Source organism: Pseudomonas sp., assembly GCF_050739655.1.
In the GTDB taxonomy this organism is placed as follows: domain Bacteria; phylum Pseudomonadota; class Gammaproteobacteria; order Pseudomonadales; family Pseudomonadaceae; genus Aquipseudomonas.
The window spans coordinates 1-14,970 of record NZ_JBOIBY010000606.1 but is presented as its reverse complement, the minus strand read 5'-3'; the positions used below and the strand labels follow the sequence as shown (position 1 = coordinate 14,970).

The window sequence follows — 14,970 nt, the reverse complement described above, 5'->3', positions numbered from 1 at the left end:
GTGGCTCACAACGCCATGCAGCGCATGAGTACGGCAATTTCGGGATGAGCGTCCCGGACACCCATTTGGGACCACTGATGAGGGTAATAACTGTGCTTGAAGCCTACCGCAAACATATCGAAGAGCGTGCAGCACTGGGTATCGTTCCCCAGCCGCTTAACGCCGAACAAACTGCAGGCCTGGTTGAGCTGCTGAAAAATCCCCCGGCTGGCGAAGAAGCATTCCTCGTTGACCTGGTCACCAACCGCATTCCGCCAGGCGTGGACGAAGCAGCCTATGTCAAGGCCGGCTTCCTGTCCGCCATTGCCAAAGGCGAAGCCAAATCCCCTCTGATCGACAAGAAGCGCGCTGTTGAACTGCTCGGCACCATGCAGGGCGGCTACAACATCGAGACGCTGGTCAGCCTGCTGGACGACGCAGAACTGGCGCCAGTCGCTGCCAACGAACTCAAGCACACCCTGTTGATGTTCGATGCCTTCCACGACGTCGCTGAACGCGCCAAGAACGGTAACGCTCACGCCCAAGCCGTGCTGCAATCCTGGGCTGACGGCGAGTGGTTCCTCAAGCGCCCGACGCTGGCCGACAAGATCAGCCTGCGCGTCTTCAAGGTCACCGGCGAAACCAACACCGACGACCTGTCCCCTGCGCCTGATGCCTGGTCCCGTCCTGACATCCCGCTGCACGCCCTGGCCATGCTGAAAATGGCTCGCGACGGCATCGTGCCGGACGAACAAGGCGTCACCGGTCCGATGAAGCAGATCGAAGAAATGAGCAACGGCGGCTTCCCTGTTGCCTACGTGGGCGACGTGGTCGGTACCGGTTCTTCGCGTAAATCGGCCACCAACTCGGTGCTGTGGTTCTTCGGCGACGACGTTCCTTACGTGCCGAACAAGCGTGGCGGCGGCTTCTGCTTCGGCAGCAAGATCGCTCCGATCTTCTACAACACCATGGAAGATGCCGGCGCTCTGCCAATCGAATTCGACGTTTCCAACATGCACATGGGCGACGTGATCGACCTGTATCCGCATGCTGGCAAAGTCTGCAAGCACGGCACCGACGAAGTCCTGACCACCTTCGAAATGAAGACCCCGGTCCTGTTGGACGAAGTGCGTGCTGGCGGCCGTATTCCGCTGATCATCGGCCGTGGCCTGACCGAGAAGGCGCGTGCCGAGCTGGGTCTGCCTGCATTCGACCTGTTCAAGAAGCCTGAAGCCCCGGCTGAAAGCACCAAGGGTTTCACCCTGGCGCAGAAAATGGTCGGCAAGGCTTGCGGCGTAGCCGGTGTGCGTCCTGGCACCTACTGCGAACCGAAAATGACCACCATGGGTTCCCAGGACACCACCGGTCCAATGACCCGTGATGAACTGAAAGACCTTGCGTGCCTGGGCTTCTCGGCTGACCTGGTGATGCAGTCCTTCTGCCACACCGCGGCGTATCCAAAGCCGATCGACGTGACCACCCACCACACCCTGCCTGACTTCATCATGACCCGCGGCGGCGTTTCCCTGCGTCCGGGCGACGGCATCATCCACTCGTGGTTGAACCGCATGCTGCTGCCAGACACCGTTGGTACCGGCGGTGACTCGCACACCCGTTTCCCGATGGGCATCTCGTTCCCGGCCGGTTCCGGTCTGGTTGCGTTCGCCGCTGCCACCGGCGTCATGCCGCTGGACATGCCGGAATCGATCCTGGTTCGCTTCAAAGGCGAAATGCAGCCGGGCGTCACCCTGCGTGACCTGGTTCATGCCATCCCTTACTACGCGATCCAGAAAGGCCTGCTGACTGTCGAGAAGAAAGGCAAGAAGAACGCCTTCTCCGGCCGCATCCTGGAAATCGAAGGCCTGGACAACCTGAGCATCGAACAGGCTTTCGAGCTGTCCGACGCCTCGGCCGAACGTTCGGCTGCCGGTTGCACCATCAAGCTGTCGAAAGAGTCGATCACCGAGTACCTGCAATCGAACATCACCCTGCTGCGCTGGATGATCGGCGAAGGCTACGGCGATGTACGTACTCTGGAACGTCGCGCTCAAGCGATGGAAGCCTGGATTGCCAACCCTGAGTTGATGGTTGCCGATGCTGACGCCGAATACGCTGAAATCATCGAAATCGACCTGGCCGAAATCAACGAGCCTGTGCTCTGCGCGCCGAATGACCCGGACGACGCCCGTCTGCTCTCCAGCGTTGCTGGCGAGAAGATCGACGAAGTGTTCATCGGTTCGTGCATGACCAACATTGGTCACTTCCGCGCTGCCGGTAAATTGCTGGATCAGGTCAAGGGTCAGTTGCCAACTCGTCTGTGGCTGTCGCCGCCGACCAAGATGGACGCTCACCAGCTGACCGAAGAAGGCTACTACGGCATCTACGGCAAGGCCGGCGCGCGCATGGAAATGCCGGGCTGCTCGCTGTGCATGGGTAACCAGGCACGTGTAGAGCCGAACTCGACCGTAGTGTCGACTTCGACCCGTAACTTCCCGAACCGTCTGGGTGACGGCGCGAACGTCTACCTGGCTTCGGCTGAGCTGGCGTCCGTGGCTTCCATCCTGGGTCGCCTGCCGACCGTCGAGGAGTACATGGAATACGCTGGCAAGATCGACAGCATGGCGGCCGATGTCTACCGCTACCTGTCCTTCGACCAGATTGCCGAGTTCCGTGAAGCTGCAGCGAACGCCAACATCCCGGTCGTTCAAGCCTAACGTTACAGCGCAATGAAAAACGCCGCCCTTCGTGAGAGGGGCGGCGTTTTTTTATGCCTGTGATTCGAGCAATACCGTCAGGGTGATGACCAACTTCGAGTGGAGCCCGGGATCGCCATTGCTGCCCTCCTACGGCCCGACCATCAAGTTTACTGGCGCCTTGACTTCCTTTACGACAAAGGATGTGCACACGTCTCGGACACTTGGGAAACCGTTTATATTTTTTCTGGCGAACTCACTGAACTCAGCCAGATCAGTCGCCAGGATCGTTAACTGGTAATCGTAAACTCCAGAAATACAGTGACAGCCGATCACCTGTTCGAAGGCAGTAATCGACTCCTCGAACGCTTTCATATGGTCGGTATCTTTTTGATTCAGCGCCACCTGGACAAAGGCAGTGATAGCGTAGCCAAGCATTTCGGTATTAACACTGGCGTGATAACCACGCACCAGACCGATCTCTTCGAGCCTTTTGACTCGTCGCCAGCAAGGAGACGCGCTCAGTGACACCCGCTCAGCAAGCTCTGCGCTCGAAAGCCTGGCGTCCCGCTGTAGCGCCGCCAATATGCGGCGATCCGTAGCATCGATCTTTACCTTTGGCATAACCACTCCCCCAAAAAACACAGAACGGTCTCGACAATCGCAATGGGAGACACCCCATCACACTGCCCCCTTAACAAACTCGAATCAACGTTCCCAAGGGGCTGTTTCGTCAAACTTAATGTCGTACTTTTCAATGGCGCGCGAGCAGACATCGGCACTGAGTTTTCCTTCATGCACCAAACCCCATAGCGCACTCAGGACGATCTGATGACGGTCTATTTCAAAAAACTTGCGCAGCGCTGTGCGCGTATCGCTGCGGCCAAAGCCATCCGTCCCCAGGACAACATAGTGATCTTCAACATAGCCACCAATCAGTTGCGGTAGCGCGCGCACATAATCGGTCGCAGCAATGATTGGACTCCCCTTCGGCAAGCAGTCACTAATGTGGCTCGATTTCTGTTCGCCTTCAGGATGAAGTCGGTTCCAGCGCTCTACACCTCTGGCGTCCCTCGCAACTTCTGTGAAACTGGTGACACTCCACACCTGGGAGTCGACCTGCCAATCTGCGCTCAGGAGTTCTGCTGCAGCCATCACTTCCCGCAAGATAGTGCCTGACCCGAGCAGCCGCACTCTGTTCAATCCCGATCCGCACGCGTGTTCACAGAAGAGGTACATGCCTTTGATGATGGCCTGCTCGACATCAGCAGGAAGATTGGGCTGGGCGTAGTTTTCGTTCATAAGGGTGACGTAGTAAAACTCGTCAACCTGCTTTTCCAGCATCTGGCGCATGCCATGATCAAGAATTACCGCAAACTCACCAGCGAATGCCGGGTCGTACGCCCTGCAATTTGGCACCAGTGCAGCCATCAAATGGCTACTGCCATCTTGATGCTGCAGCCCTTCTCCACCCAGTGTTGTACGACCTGCTGTGGCGCCAAGCAGAAAGCCTCTGGCCCTTTGGTCAGCCGCCGCCCAAATGAGGTCACCGACTCGCTGAAATCCGAACATTGAGTAATAGATGTAGAACGGCAACATAGGCAGGCCATGGGTGGCGTAGCTGGTCGCCGCTGCCACCCAGGAGCTGATAGCACTGGCCTCACTGATGCCTTCTTCAAGTATTTGGCCATCCAGCGCCTCTCGGTAGCTCAGGATGGAGCCGATGTCCTCCGGCTCATAACGCTGGCCGACACTGGAATAGATACCCACTTGCTTGAAGAGATTGGCCATCCCGAATGTCCGGGCCTCGTCAGCCACGATGGGAACTATCCGCCGCCCCAGAAGAGGATCTTTCAGCAAGCCGCCGAGCATCCTCACAAACGCCATCGTGGTAGACATTTCCTTGCCTTGCGCGTGAGTGGCAAAGCTTGCGTACACCTCCATTCCCGGTACGGCGACCACAGGGACAACCGTTTGCCGGCTGGGCGTGAACCCTCCAAGGCTTTGGCGACGCTCAAGCAGATAGCGCATTTCACGACTATCAGCGGCAGGCTTGTAGAAAGAGAGCGTCTCAACCTGCTCATCAGTCAGGGGCAGATTGAATCGATTTCTAAAGCCGATAAGCGCTTCGCGATCCAGCTTCTTCTGCTGATGAGTCGTCATTTTTCCCTGGCCCGCTTCACCCATCCCGTAACCTTTTTTGGTCTGGGCAAGAATGACCGTTGGCTGGCCCTTATGAACAGCCGCCGCTTGGTAAGCCGCGTAGATCTTCACCATATCGTGGCCGCCTCGTTTCAGCCGATCGATCTGTTCGTCGGTGAGACCTTGGGCAAGCTTTGCCAATGCTGCGTTTTGACCAAAGAATTGGTCCCTGTTGTAGCGCCCGTCTTTCGCGGCAAACGTCTGGAACTGCCCATCAACGGTTTGCGAGAGGGCGCGCACAAGACTTCCATCCGTATCGAGGGCGAAAAGCCTGTCCCAATCAGATCCCCAAACCAGCTTTATGACGTTCCAGCCTGCCCCGACAAATAGTGCTTCCAGCTCGTCGATGATTCGCCCATTGCCACGTACCGGCCCGTCTAATCGCTGTAGATTGCAGTTGACTACCCAGATCAGGTTATCCAAACCCTCCCTTGCGGCCAACGTAAGGGCAGACATGCTTTCCGGCTCATCCATCTCACCGTCACCGAAAACGCCCCACACCTTTCGCCCAGAGGTGTTTAACAGGTCACGATTGTGAAGGTAGCGCATGAATCGGGCCTGGAAGATCGAACTGATCGGGCCGATGCCCATCGACCCTGTCGGAAATTGCCAGAAATTGGGCATTAACCAAGGGTGTGGATAGCTGGACAAACCCTGCACCCCTTGTTCGGCCGCGGTGATTTCCTGCCGGTAGTGCACAAGGTTCGTTTCTTCCAATCGTCCCTCAAGGAAGGCACGCGCATAAACACCCGGAGCCGAGTGAGGCTGATAGAAGACCAGATCGCCTCCAAAAGACTCGCACCTGGCTCTGAAAAAATGGTTAAAACCGACCTCGAACAAATCCGCCGCGCTCGCGTAACTGGCGATGTGCCCTCCCAAATCGCCATATGCCTGGTTGGCACGCACGACCATGGCGAGCGCATTCCAGCGAATGATCGACGAGAGACGTTCCTCGATTGCCAAATCGCCCGGGAATGCGGGCTGCTTTGCTACGGGGATGGTGTTGACGTAGGGCGTACCCAACAAAGGTTTCCAACCGATGCTGGGATCGCGGACAAGACTGACCAGTTCATCGATGATGTTGCGAGCCCTCTCGGGGCCGCTATTGGCAATCAATGAAAGGAGTGCATCACGCCATTCTGCTGACTCTTGTATGTCGTTTTCATTGGCGCAAAACTCGGGATTTTCAGGAGTACCGTGCTGAGAACTATCCATGCTCACTCACCTCACGCCAAGAATTCCAGTCATTCTCAAGAACATACCCCTCTATCGACGAGTCGACTATCAAACCCAGGTCAACCAATGGGCATACTTTTCATTCGTACCATGCACAGCGCTAAAGTAGACCTCTTGGAGTTGCTGAGTGATCGGGCCTCGCGAGCCGCTGCCGATGATCCGACCATCGAGTTCACGAATGGGTGTAACTTCAGCCGCAGTGCCTGTAAAGAAGGCCTCGTCACAGCAGTACAATTCATCGCGTGTAATACGCTTCTCCCGAATCTCGAAACCCAGGTCTCGAGCAATAACCATCACCGAATCACGGGTGATGCCATCCAGGCAAGAGGCCAGGTCGGGTGTATAAATCACTCCATCTCGAACCATGAAAACATTCTCGCCCGCGCCTTCACTGACATAACCCTCAGTGTCCAGCAGTAGCGCCTCATCAAAGCCGAGCGACGCCACCTCTCGATTGGCCAGGATGGAGTTGATGTAATAGCCACAGGCTTTGGCACGCACCATGGATACATTGACGTGATGGCGGGTAAACGATGACGTTTTTACGCGAATACCCTTTTCCATGCCCTCTTCCCCCAGGTAAGCGCCCATGGGCCATGCTGCTGTCGCGACATGAATGGTGTTGTTTATTGCCGCGATGCTCAGAAAGTCTGAACCGATCCAAACCAAAGGCCGCAGATAACACGACGGGTAGTTATTTGCCCGGATGACTTCCATGCACGAGTGACGAATAGTTTCTTCATCAAACGGAATATCCAACTGAAAGATCTTCGCCGAATTAAACAGGCGACGAATATGCTCGTTAAGGCGGAAGATTGCAGGTCCGCGTTTAGTTTCATAGGCACGCATGCCCTCGAACACCCCCATGCCGTAATGAAGTGTATGAGTCAAAACATGGGTATTGGCTTCACGCCACTCAACTAACTCGCCGTCCTTCCAAATTTTCCCATCACGGTCTGACATCGACATCTACATCCTCCAGACTAAATAGTAAGAGTCGAGCTATTGATCGAAACTTCTCGATGATCAGGCGGGTATTATTTTTTTGAATTAAGTGCGTCCAAGGCGTTCATCGCGCCCTTGGTCAGCCATCCAACATCAGAGTGCAGCGCGATGAAGGTGACACCTTTCTCCCGGTATTGGTGCGCCTCTTCTACCGACGTTGCAAAGATGCCTACGGCCTTGGAGTGCATGCGTGCCGCCAGCAACACCTTCTCGACTGCTGCCTTGACATCGTCATGCCTGGGTTGCCCAAGCAGCCCCATGCTTGCTGACAAATCCGCCGTACCGATGAACAGACAATCGACGCCCTCGACCTGAGCGATAGCGTCAACGTTCGCCACCCCTTCCACTGACTCAATCTGGATGATCGCGCACGCCTGGTTGTTTGCGGATTTGACATAGTGGCTGTCCAATCCATACGCCCCCGCCCTGACCATTCCAGCGACGCCTCTGATACCCCCTTCATGTCGCGGAAATAACATTGATGCCACGGCGGCTTGCGCTTCAGCCGCACTGTTAATGTTCGGGAAGACGATGGTCTGAGCCCCGCAATCCATAGCGCGCTTGACCAGGGACGGATCGTTGGCGGTGACTCGCACGGCACCGACCGCTCTGGCCCCGTTAAAGGCGGCCGCGTCGATGGCTCTCAGTTGAGCCGCGAGATCCTGGGTATCGCTGGGGCCATGCTCAGCGTCAATGACCACCCAATCAAAACCGCAATGGGCAATCAGTTCGGCGACGGCAGGGCTTGCGAGCGTTAGCCAGCAACCTACGGTCGGTGTAACGTTTTTTAAACTTTGCTTGATTGGATTTACTGGGTGCACGGCAGGTCTCCTGACATCGTGATACGGCGCTAACAGAGGGTTCATGTTAGGCAGATGCCAGGGGTATTTTTTGCGCGTTTTCATTATCAGGAACGACATGTAGCAGAACATTCATTTCGGCTTTTTCGTTTCCGTAAAATCTTCATGCTGATATTGGAAAATGTTGGATTGATGTATGGAGATCGGATAGGCAAAAAAAAACGCCGCTCTTGATCGCAAGAGCGGCGTTTATTTACAGGTAAGTCCCGGCTCACGACAGCCTATTCACTGCCCCGCAGGGTACTCAGCCCAGTAACGAGTAGACCAGAGCCGAAATCGCCACCAAGCCCACCGCCGTAACGAAGACGTTGGACGCCTGACCGCGATAGCGCGCCATCGCCGGCACCTTACGGATGGCGTACATCGGCATCAGGAACAGGATGGCCGCGATCACCGGGCCACCCAGGGTTTCGATCATGCCCAGGATGCTCGGGTTCAGCGTGGCGACGATCCAGCACACTACCAGCATGAAGGCCGCAGTCAGGCGGTCGAGGGTTTTCGGTGCCGGGCGCTTGCCGCTCTTGACGATCAAGCCCTTTAGACCTTCACTGGCGCCGATGTAGTGGCCCAGGAAGGACTTGGAAATCGCCACGAAGGCAATCAACGGTGCCGCGAAGGCGATGGTCGGGTTGCTGAAGTGGTTAGCCAGGTACGACAGGATCGACAGGTTCTGCGCCTTCGCTTCGGCCAGTTGTGCTGGCGACAGGGTCAGCACGCAGCTGAACACGAAGAACAGCACCATCACCACCATCAAGGCGTGGGCGCGGGACAGGATCTGCGAACTGCGTTGCTCGGCGTGGTCGCCATAACGACGTTTCTGGTCCACCGCGAACGCCGAGATGATCGGCGAGTGGTTGAACGAGAACACCATCACCGGAATCGCCAGCCACAAGGTATGCAGCAAAGCCGAAGGCTCAGGCAGCGTGGTGGCCGTGGTCAGAATGCCGCCGTTCCAGTGAGGAATCAGGAACACCGCCAGGAACAGCAGCGCAACAATGAATGGATAGACCATCAGGCTCATGGCCTTGACGATCACCTGTTCGCCACAACGTACAACGGCCAGCAGGCCCAGGATCAACACCAGCGACAACACGGCGCGTGGCGGCGGCATGATGTGCAGTTGGTGTTCAAGGAAGCTGCCGACGGTATTGGTCAGGGCCACGCTGTAGATCAGCAGGATCGGGAAGATCGCGAAGAAGTACAGCAAGGTGATCAAGGCCCCGGCCTTGATGCCAAAATGCTCCTCCACCACCTCGGTGATATCCGCGCCTTCACGACCGGACAACACGAAGCGGGTCAGGCCGCGATGTGCGTAAAAGGTCATCGGGAACGCCAGCAGCGCCAGGATCAGCAGCGGCCAGAAACCGCCAAGACCTGCGTTGATCGGCAAAAACAGGGTTCCCGCACCAATCGCCGTGCCAAAAAGGCCCAGCATCCAGGTGGTGTCCTGGCGGTTCCAGCTGGATAGCGTTGCGGGTGTCGTTGCTACATAGCGTTCGTTAACGCTATTGGCCTGATCATTCATCCGGTGGGATCTCCACATTCCGGTCACTTGCCACCCGGCCAGAACGCGTCGGAATACCCGACAGGCAGCGCCCTGGCCGAAACAGCGTGCGATTCTCCGGGATTAGTGAGCAAAATCAAAGCCCTGGATGAGGAACGGTTGTACCAGGTTGCACCCACGCCCTGCCCTTGTAGGAGCGAGCTCGCTCGCGATGGTCGTCAACGATGACGCTGGAAATACGATGCCCCGCGGTGTTTTTGCGTGTTTCGCGAGCAAGCTCGCTCCTACAGGGGGCGGTGTCATTTCTGCCAAGGCGTTTCGTCGGGCGGACAAAACACGACCTTGATAAAGGTCGTTCATCATGTATTTTTAAAGAAATCGCCCTCCACCCGGAGTCATGCCATGCCACTGGTTCGTGTCGACATCAAAAAACAGCAGGATCCCACCTACGCCAAACGTATCGGCCAGTTGATCTATGCCGCCCTGCGCAGCGCCATTGACGTGCCGGAACACGATAACTTCCAGATCCTCAACGAACACGATGAACATCATTTCATCTTTGACCCTCAATACCTGGGCATCCAGCGCACCGACAACCTGGTGATCATCCAGATCACGCTCAGCGAAGGTCGAACGCTGGAAAAGAAGAAACTGCTCTACAAAACCATCGTCGATGGCCTAAATGAACAACTGGCCGTGCGTATGGAGGATGTTTTCATTAATCTGGTGGAAGTGAAGAAAGAGAACTGGTCGTTCGGCAATGGCATTGCCCAATACGCCCTCTGACTTTCAAACTTGATAACTGTGAGTGCCCAATGCCCCGAGTTTCCCGCAAGCAAGCCGACCTCAATCGCGAAATCATCGTCGAAGCCGCTACTCGGTTGTTTCGTGAGCGCGGCCTGCATGGGATCAGCGTCGTCGATGTGATGGCCGCTGCCGGTCTGACCCATGGCGGGTTCTATGGCCATTTCGATTCCAAGGAAGCGCTGGCCAAGGAAGCCAGCGAGCGGGCATTCAAGCAGGTGGGCACGCGCTGGCGCGAACGAGCCGCCGGCACCGACGATAAAGCCGCTGCGCGTCGTGCCCTGATCGAGCCCTACCTGTCCACCCACAGCCGCGACAATCCTGGCGAAAGCTGCCCGGTGGTGGCGTTCGCTGGCGACATGTGCCACGAAAGCCCCGAGAGCAGCTTGCGCGAACCCTTCATGCAAGGCCTGAACAGACTGCTCGACTCGATGGCAAACCTGATGGAGTCAGACGATGCTGCCGAAAACCGCCAGCAGGCGCTCATGCAATATTCGTTGATGGTCGGCGCCCTGACGCTCGCCCGCGCCACCCGTGGCGATGCCCTTTCGGATGAGATCCTTGAAGCTGCGCTTCGCTTTCTCACGGAAGAAAAGCCCCACTCCCCTCCTGCGGCCTGAAAATTCAGTGCTCTCACAAAACCTCGCAGGCTTTTCCAGCTCCTACACTAAGGAGCAAGGCTGCGAGCGCGAGTGACTTTGGTCATTGCCAAAACACTGCGCCCCCAGCAATCTCAAGTGACGTTCGAGCCCGATTTTGCCATGCACACAGGAGCCAAGCATGCCCGCAACCGTTCTGGTACTGGTTGAAACCATAAATGATTACCTACCCATTCTCGAACATCAGGGCTTTCACCTGATACTGGCCCCGACACCGGCCGAACGCGCCGACGCCATTGCACGACACGGCGGCCAGATCGACGCGGTGCTGACCCGAGGCCCACTGGGCCTTTATGCCAAAGAAATCGCCGCCCTGCCCAAACTCAAGATTATCTGCGTGATCGGTGCCGGTTATGAACACGTCGACCTGCAAGCGGCGGCCGACCGTGACATCACGGTGACCAACGGCGCCGGCGTCAACGCCTCTTCAGTGGCGGACCACGCCATGGCCTTGCTGTTGTCGCTGGTACGGGATGTTCCTCGCTGCGATGCTGCCGTACGCCGAGGCGAATGGCCGAAAATCATGCGCCCGTCCCTGGCCGGCAAACGCTTGGGCATCCTTGGCCTCGGGGCTGTCGGCATGGCGATCGCCAAACGCGCCGGTGCAGGTTTCGACATGAGCGTGAGCTACCACAATCGTCAGCATCGCAATGACGTGCCCTATGCCTACTGCTCGACACCCACCGAGCTCGCGCGCGTCTCGGACTTCCTGATCGTCGCCACGCCGGGCGGGATCGGCACCAAACACCTGATCAACCGGCAGGTTCTCGATGCATTGGGTGCAAAGGGGTTTCTCGTCAACATCGCCCGGGCCAGTGTGATTGCCACCGCCGACTTGATTTCAGCGCTTGAACAACGGCGGATCGCCGGTGCCGCACTGGATGTCTTCGATGCCGAACCTCAGGTGCCGGACGCGCTGAAAACACTGAACAATGTGATCCTCACGCCCCACGTCGCCGGCCTTTCGCCGGAAGCCACCCAGGGCACGGTGGAATTGGTGGGCAAGAACCTGATCGCATTTTTCACAGGTCAACCGGTACTGACACCGATCGAATTGCCGCAACCCACCGCTGTCGAGCACGTCAATTAACGAGCAAGACCATTAACTCTCCCCCGTGAGCGGGGGAAGTTGTTCCAGATAGGGCCATGGATAGATCCCGCGATCGTGGCCATCGCTGAACACCAATTGCAAGCCATAGCCCTGAGCATTCAGGCCGACCACCTGTACCCGTGGATCGACCATTGGTGGCGAACCCTGCATGCGAAACGCCCGGCATTGCGAACATGGGCATTGCCGACGCAATTGCGCGTGATCCAGCCACTGCTCGCGCCCGTCCGGCCAGCTCAGGTGCAGTAGCTGCTTGCTCCTGGAGTTGGCAATGGCCAGCGGGTTCATTGCAGCTGACTCAAGGAGATGCGCACGGCTTTGCGCACTTCCGGGTCACCATCGTCTTGCGCTGCCTGCAACGGAGCGATGGCGCCTTGGTCGTTCAGCTCGCCCAACGCCAACGCGGCTTCCTTGCGCAGATTACTGATGCGATGACCAAGGGTTTCGATCAGCGCGTCCAGGGCTGGGACGTAACGCAAGCGCCCAAGGCTTCGGGTGGCGCGCAGGCGGACTTGCCAGTAGTCGTCGCTCAAGGCTGAAACCAATGCCGGCCCCGCCTCCACGTGCCCGACCTTGCCCAGCGTCGTGGCGGCTTCTTCGCGTACTTGCCAGGCCTGGTCCAGCAATGCCTGGCGCAACGCGGGCAGCACCTGGGCATCGGACGCCAGCCCCAGTGCCCCGGTCGCTGCACGTCGCACTTCAGTGTCCGGGTCGTCGCTGGCCAAGCGTGCCAATGCCGGCAATGCATCGAGCTGTTTAAGCCAGCCCAACACACCGACCGCCTCGCGCCGCACGTTGGCGTCCGTATCATCCAATGCCCGTGATGCCGCCGCAGCAGCCTCGACATAGCGCAATTCGCGCAAGGCTCTGAACGCTGCGATACGCACGCTGGTATCGGCATGGTCGGTCCACGGCACAATCACCCGGCCCGCCGCTGCACTCTTGAGCAGGCTAAGGCTTTGCGCGGCGGCGGCCTGCACTGCTTCGCACGGGTCGGTCAGGGCCTGGCACAACGCCTCGACGACAGGCGCGTCCTCCCAAGCCTCCAACAAGCGCGCAGCTTGGGCGCGAACTTCGTCATTCGGGTCTTGTGCCAATCGGTTGACTAGCCAGAGCAGGCCATCGGGCTCCTCAAGATCAGCCAACTCGATCAAGGCAATGCGGCGCACGCCGGCATCCTCGTCGGTCAGGCGCGGTTGCAGGGCGAGAATGTCATCGTTATCGGTTACATCGAAGAGTGAGGTCATAGGGCAAACCGCGGCAGTTTGTTTTCAGGAGGAAGTCCGAGAGGGTTCAGGCGGGGTAACTGCCGACCGTCTTCGTGACGCAAAAGCTCAAGACAATGACGTTTCAAGCGAGCGAATTCGTGACTCGTCACCAATTCGGTGGTGCGTGGTCGTGGGAAATCCACGTGCAGGTCTTCGATGATTCGGCCGGGACGGGTGCTCATCACCAGCAGTCGGTCGGCCAGGAACAACGCCTCGTCAATGTCGTGGGTGACAAACACCACCGTGGTGCGAATTTTCGTCCAGATGTCCAGCAGCAGTTCCTGCATGTTCAAACGGGTCAGGGCATCGAGGGCGCCGAAGGGCTCGTCCATCAATAACAGGCGCGGGCGATTGACCAGCACCCGGGCGATTTCCACCCGCTGTTGCATGCCGCCGGACAGTTGATCCGGCCAGCGCTCGGCAAAGCCATCCAGGCCCACCAGCGCGAGGATTTCATCGGCAGCCCGGTGTCGCTCGGCTTTGCCGATACCGCGCATTTTCAGGCTGAAGGCGACGTTGTCGCGCACCGTGCGCCATGGAAACAGGGTGTGCTGCTGGAACACCATGCCGCGCTGGGGTGACGGGCCGGATATGGCTGCGCCATCGACATTCAGCGTGCCGGTGCGTGGTTGCAGGTGCCCCGCCAGCACACCGAGCAAGGTGGATTTCCCGCAACCCGAAGGCCCGAGAATGCACACGAATTGGCCCGGTTCGATCTGGCAGTCCAGACCCTGCACCGCCTCGAAGGCAGCACGCCCCTGGCCCAGGCTGATCGACAAATCGCGAATATCGATGCGCCCTTCAGGGTGTTGAAAAATGCTCATCAGGCTTTTCCTCGTGGTCGATGCCATGGCGTGAACAACCCGCCCAGGCGCTTGATCAGCAGACTGCTGCCCATCCCGAGTACGCCGATCAGCAACATACCAACCACGATGTCGGGGTAGTTCTGGATGGTGTAGGACTCCCAGGTGTAATAGCCGATGCCGAACTGGCCAGAGATCATTTCGGCGGTCACCAGGCAGAACCAGGAAGTGCCCATGCCGATGGCCAGGCCGGTGATGATGCTCGGCGCAGCGCCTGGCAAGATCACCTCCAGCAAAATCGCCCGGCGCCCTGCCCCGAGGCTTTTCGCCGAGGCGATCAACCGTGGGTCGACGCCTTCTACGCCGTGCACGGTATTGAGCAGGATCGGGAACAGCGCGCCGGTGAAGGTGATGAACACCATCGACAGCTCCGACGACGGGAACATCAGGATCGCCAGGGGAATCCAGGCCACGGCCGGAATCGGACGCAGCACTTCCAGAGGTGGCAACAACAGGTCTTCGGCCCATTTCGAGCGACCGATCGACAAGCCCAGGGCGATGCCAATGATCAGTGCCGCGAGGTAACCGGCAAAGACTCGGCCGAGGCTGCTGCTGAGGTGCTGAACAAGCTTGCCGGAGTCACCAAGGCCCAATGCTGCTTCGACGACGGCCAGCGGTGTTGGCACGTTGGCGAAGGTCACCAGGCCAAGATTCCAGTGGTGGCTGGCGGCGAGTTGCCAGAACAGCAGGCAGAGCAGCAACGAGGCGGCCCGGGGGAGCCAGCGTAAATATGATCTGGACATACACATTTCCCGATCACAACCACACCCCCTGTAGGAGCTGCCGAAG

13 protein-coding genes are annotated in these 14,970 nt (G+C 58.0%); 4 read left to right on the top strand and 9 right to left on the bottom strand.

Features of this window, described 5'->3' with window-relative positions; genetic code table 11:
- Positions 1–92 precede the first annotated feature (92 nt).
- Positions 93–2,693 (top strand): bifunctional aconitate hydratase 2/2-methylisocitrate dehydratase, encoded by a 2,601-nt coding sequence (gene acnB / locus ACRESJ_RS28860; protein WP_431760916.1) that lies wholly within the window; start codon positions 93–95, stop codon positions 2,691–2,693.
- A 129-nt stretch (positions 2,694–2,822) separates the two neighbouring features.
- On the opposite strand, the gene ACRESJ_RS28855 is transcribed toward acnB, so the two are convergent.
- The 5 genes from ACRESJ_RS28855 to ACRESJ_RS28835 form a co-directional block, all read right to left on the bottom strand.
- Positions 2,823–3,296: an Lrp/AsnC family transcriptional regulator gene (locus tag ACRESJ_RS28855; protein WP_431760915.1), complete on the bottom strand. Its 474-nt coding sequence runs from the start codon at positions 3,294–3,296 to the stop codon at positions 2,823–2,825.
- A gap of 84 nt (positions 3,297–3,380) precedes the next feature.
- Positions 3,381–6,089, bottom strand: coding sequence for an alpha-ketoglutarate dehydrogenase (gene mdeB / locus ACRESJ_RS28850; RefSeq protein ID WP_431760914.1), 2,709 nt, complete (start codon positions 6,087–6,089; stop codon positions 3,381–3,383).
- Positions 6,090–6,158: 69 nt separating this feature from the next.
- Complete coding sequence (locus ACRESJ_RS28845; RefSeq protein ID WP_431760913.1) at positions 6,159–7,079, bottom strand: branched-chain amino acid transaminase; 921 nt, start codon at positions 7,077–7,079, stop codon at positions 6,159–6,161.
- Between the two features lie 68 nt (positions 7,080–7,147).
- Positions 7,148–7,936, bottom strand: a complete 789-nt coding sequence (locus ACRESJ_RS28840) for an HpcH/HpaI aldolase family protein (protein ID WP_431760912.1) — start codon at positions 7,934–7,936, stop codon at positions 7,148–7,150.
- 283 nt (positions 7,937–8,219) lie between these two features.
- Positions 8,220–9,500 carry a serine/threonine transporter gene (locus ACRESJ_RS28835; RefSeq protein WP_431760911.1) on the bottom strand — a complete coding sequence of 427 codons (1,281 nt, stop codon included), beginning with the start codon at positions 9,498–9,500 and terminating at the stop codon, positions 8,220–8,222.
- A 381-nt stretch (positions 9,501–9,881) separates the two neighbouring features.
- Here ACRESJ_RS28835 and ACRESJ_RS28830 point away from each other — a divergent pair, with 381 nt between their 5' ends.
- From ACRESJ_RS28830 to ACRESJ_RS28820, 3 genes are all read left to right on the top strand, one after another.
- Complete coding sequence (locus ACRESJ_RS28830; protein ID WP_431760910.1) at positions 9,882–10,265, top strand: tautomerase family protein; 384 nt, start codon at positions 9,882–9,884, stop codon at positions 10,263–10,265.
- A 29-nt stretch (positions 10,266–10,294) separates the two neighbouring features.
- Entirely contained in the window at positions 10,295–10,903 is a 609-nt protein-coding gene (locus tag ACRESJ_RS28825) for a TetR/AcrR family transcriptional regulator (RefSeq protein WP_431760909.1), read from the top strand.
- Between the two features lie 160 nt (positions 10,904–11,063).
- Complete coding sequence (locus tag ACRESJ_RS28820) at positions 11,064–12,032, top strand: 2-hydroxyacid dehydrogenase (RefSeq protein ID WP_431760908.1); 969 nt, start codon at positions 11,064–11,066, stop codon at positions 12,030–12,032.
- A gap of 12 nt (positions 12,033–12,044) precedes the next feature.
- Here the strand turns inward: ACRESJ_RS28820 and ACRESJ_RS28815 are convergent, their stop codons facing one another.
- The 4 genes from ACRESJ_RS28815 to ACRESJ_RS28800 are packed head-to-tail and all read right to left on the bottom strand — an operon-like array spanning position 12,045 to position 14,924.
- Positions 12,045–12,338, bottom strand: a complete 294-nt coding sequence (locus ACRESJ_RS28815) for a DUF971 domain-containing protein (RefSeq protein WP_431760907.1) — start codon at positions 12,336–12,338, stop codon at positions 12,045–12,047.
- Complete coding sequence (locus ACRESJ_RS28810; RefSeq protein ID WP_431760906.1) at positions 12,335–13,297, bottom strand: HEAT repeat domain-containing protein; 963 nt, start codon at positions 13,295–13,297, stop codon at positions 12,335–12,337. Before ACRESJ_RS28810 ends, ACRESJ_RS28815 begins: the two co-directional genes overlap by 4 nt.
- Entirely contained in the window at positions 13,294–14,142 is an 849-nt protein-coding gene (locus ACRESJ_RS28805; protein ID WP_431760905.1) for an ABC transporter ATP-binding protein, read from the bottom strand. Before ACRESJ_RS28805 ends, ACRESJ_RS28810 begins: the two co-directional genes overlap by 4 nt.
- On the bottom strand, positions 14,142–14,924 hold the full coding sequence (locus tag ACRESJ_RS28800) for an ABC transporter permease (protein WP_431760904.1): 783 nt from the start codon (positions 14,922–14,924) through the stop codon (positions 14,142–14,144). The genes ACRESJ_RS28805 and ACRESJ_RS28800 overlap by 1 nt, the downstream gene beginning before the upstream one ends.
- Between the last annotated feature and the right edge of the window lie 46 nt (positions 14,925–14,970).

Excerpts from the sequence above, each read along its gene's own strand:
- ACRESJ_RS28830 (WP_431760910.1), top strand. The coding sequence starts at position 9,882 with ATGCCACTGGTTCGTGTCGACATCAAAAAACAGCAGGATCCCACCTAC.
- mdeB (WP_431760914.1), bottom strand. The coding sequence starts at position 6,089 with ATGGATAGTTCTCAGCACGGTACTCCTGAAAATCCCGAGTTTTGCGCC.
- ACRESJ_RS28800 (WP_431760904.1), bottom strand. The coding sequence starts at position 14,924 with ATGTCCAGATCATATTTACGCTGGCTCCCCCGGGCCGCCTCGTTGCTG.
- ACRESJ_RS28805 (WP_431760905.1), bottom strand. The coding sequence starts at position 14,142 with ATGAGCATTTTTCAACACCCTGAAGGGCGCATCGATATTCGCGATTTG.
- ACRESJ_RS28835 (WP_431760911.1), bottom strand. The coding sequence starts at position 9,500 with ATGAATGATCAGGCCAATAGCGTTAACGAACGCTATGTAGCAACGACA.
- ACRESJ_RS28810 (WP_431760906.1), bottom strand. The coding sequence starts at position 13,297 with ATGACCTCACTCTTCGATGTAACCGATAACGATGACATTCTCGCCCTG.
- ACRESJ_RS28855 (WP_431760915.1), bottom strand. The coding sequence starts at position 3,296 with ATGCCAAAGGTAAAGATCGATGCTACGGATCGCCGCATATTGGCGGCG.
- ACRESJ_RS28845 (WP_431760913.1), bottom strand. The coding sequence starts at position 7,079 with ATGTCGATGTCAGACCGTGATGGGAAAATTTGGAAGGACGGCGAGTTA.
- ACRESJ_RS28825 (WP_431760909.1), top strand. The coding sequence starts at position 10,295 with ATGCCCCGAGTTTCCCGCAAGCAAGCCGACCTCAATCGCGAAATCATC.
- ACRESJ_RS28815 (WP_431760907.1), bottom strand. The coding sequence starts at position 12,338 with ATGAACCCGCTGGCCATTGCCAACTCCAGGAGCAAGCAGCTACTGCAC.
- ACRESJ_RS28820 (WP_431760908.1), top strand. The coding sequence starts at position 11,064 with ATGCCCGCAACCGTTCTGGTACTGGTTGAAACCATAAATGATTACCTA.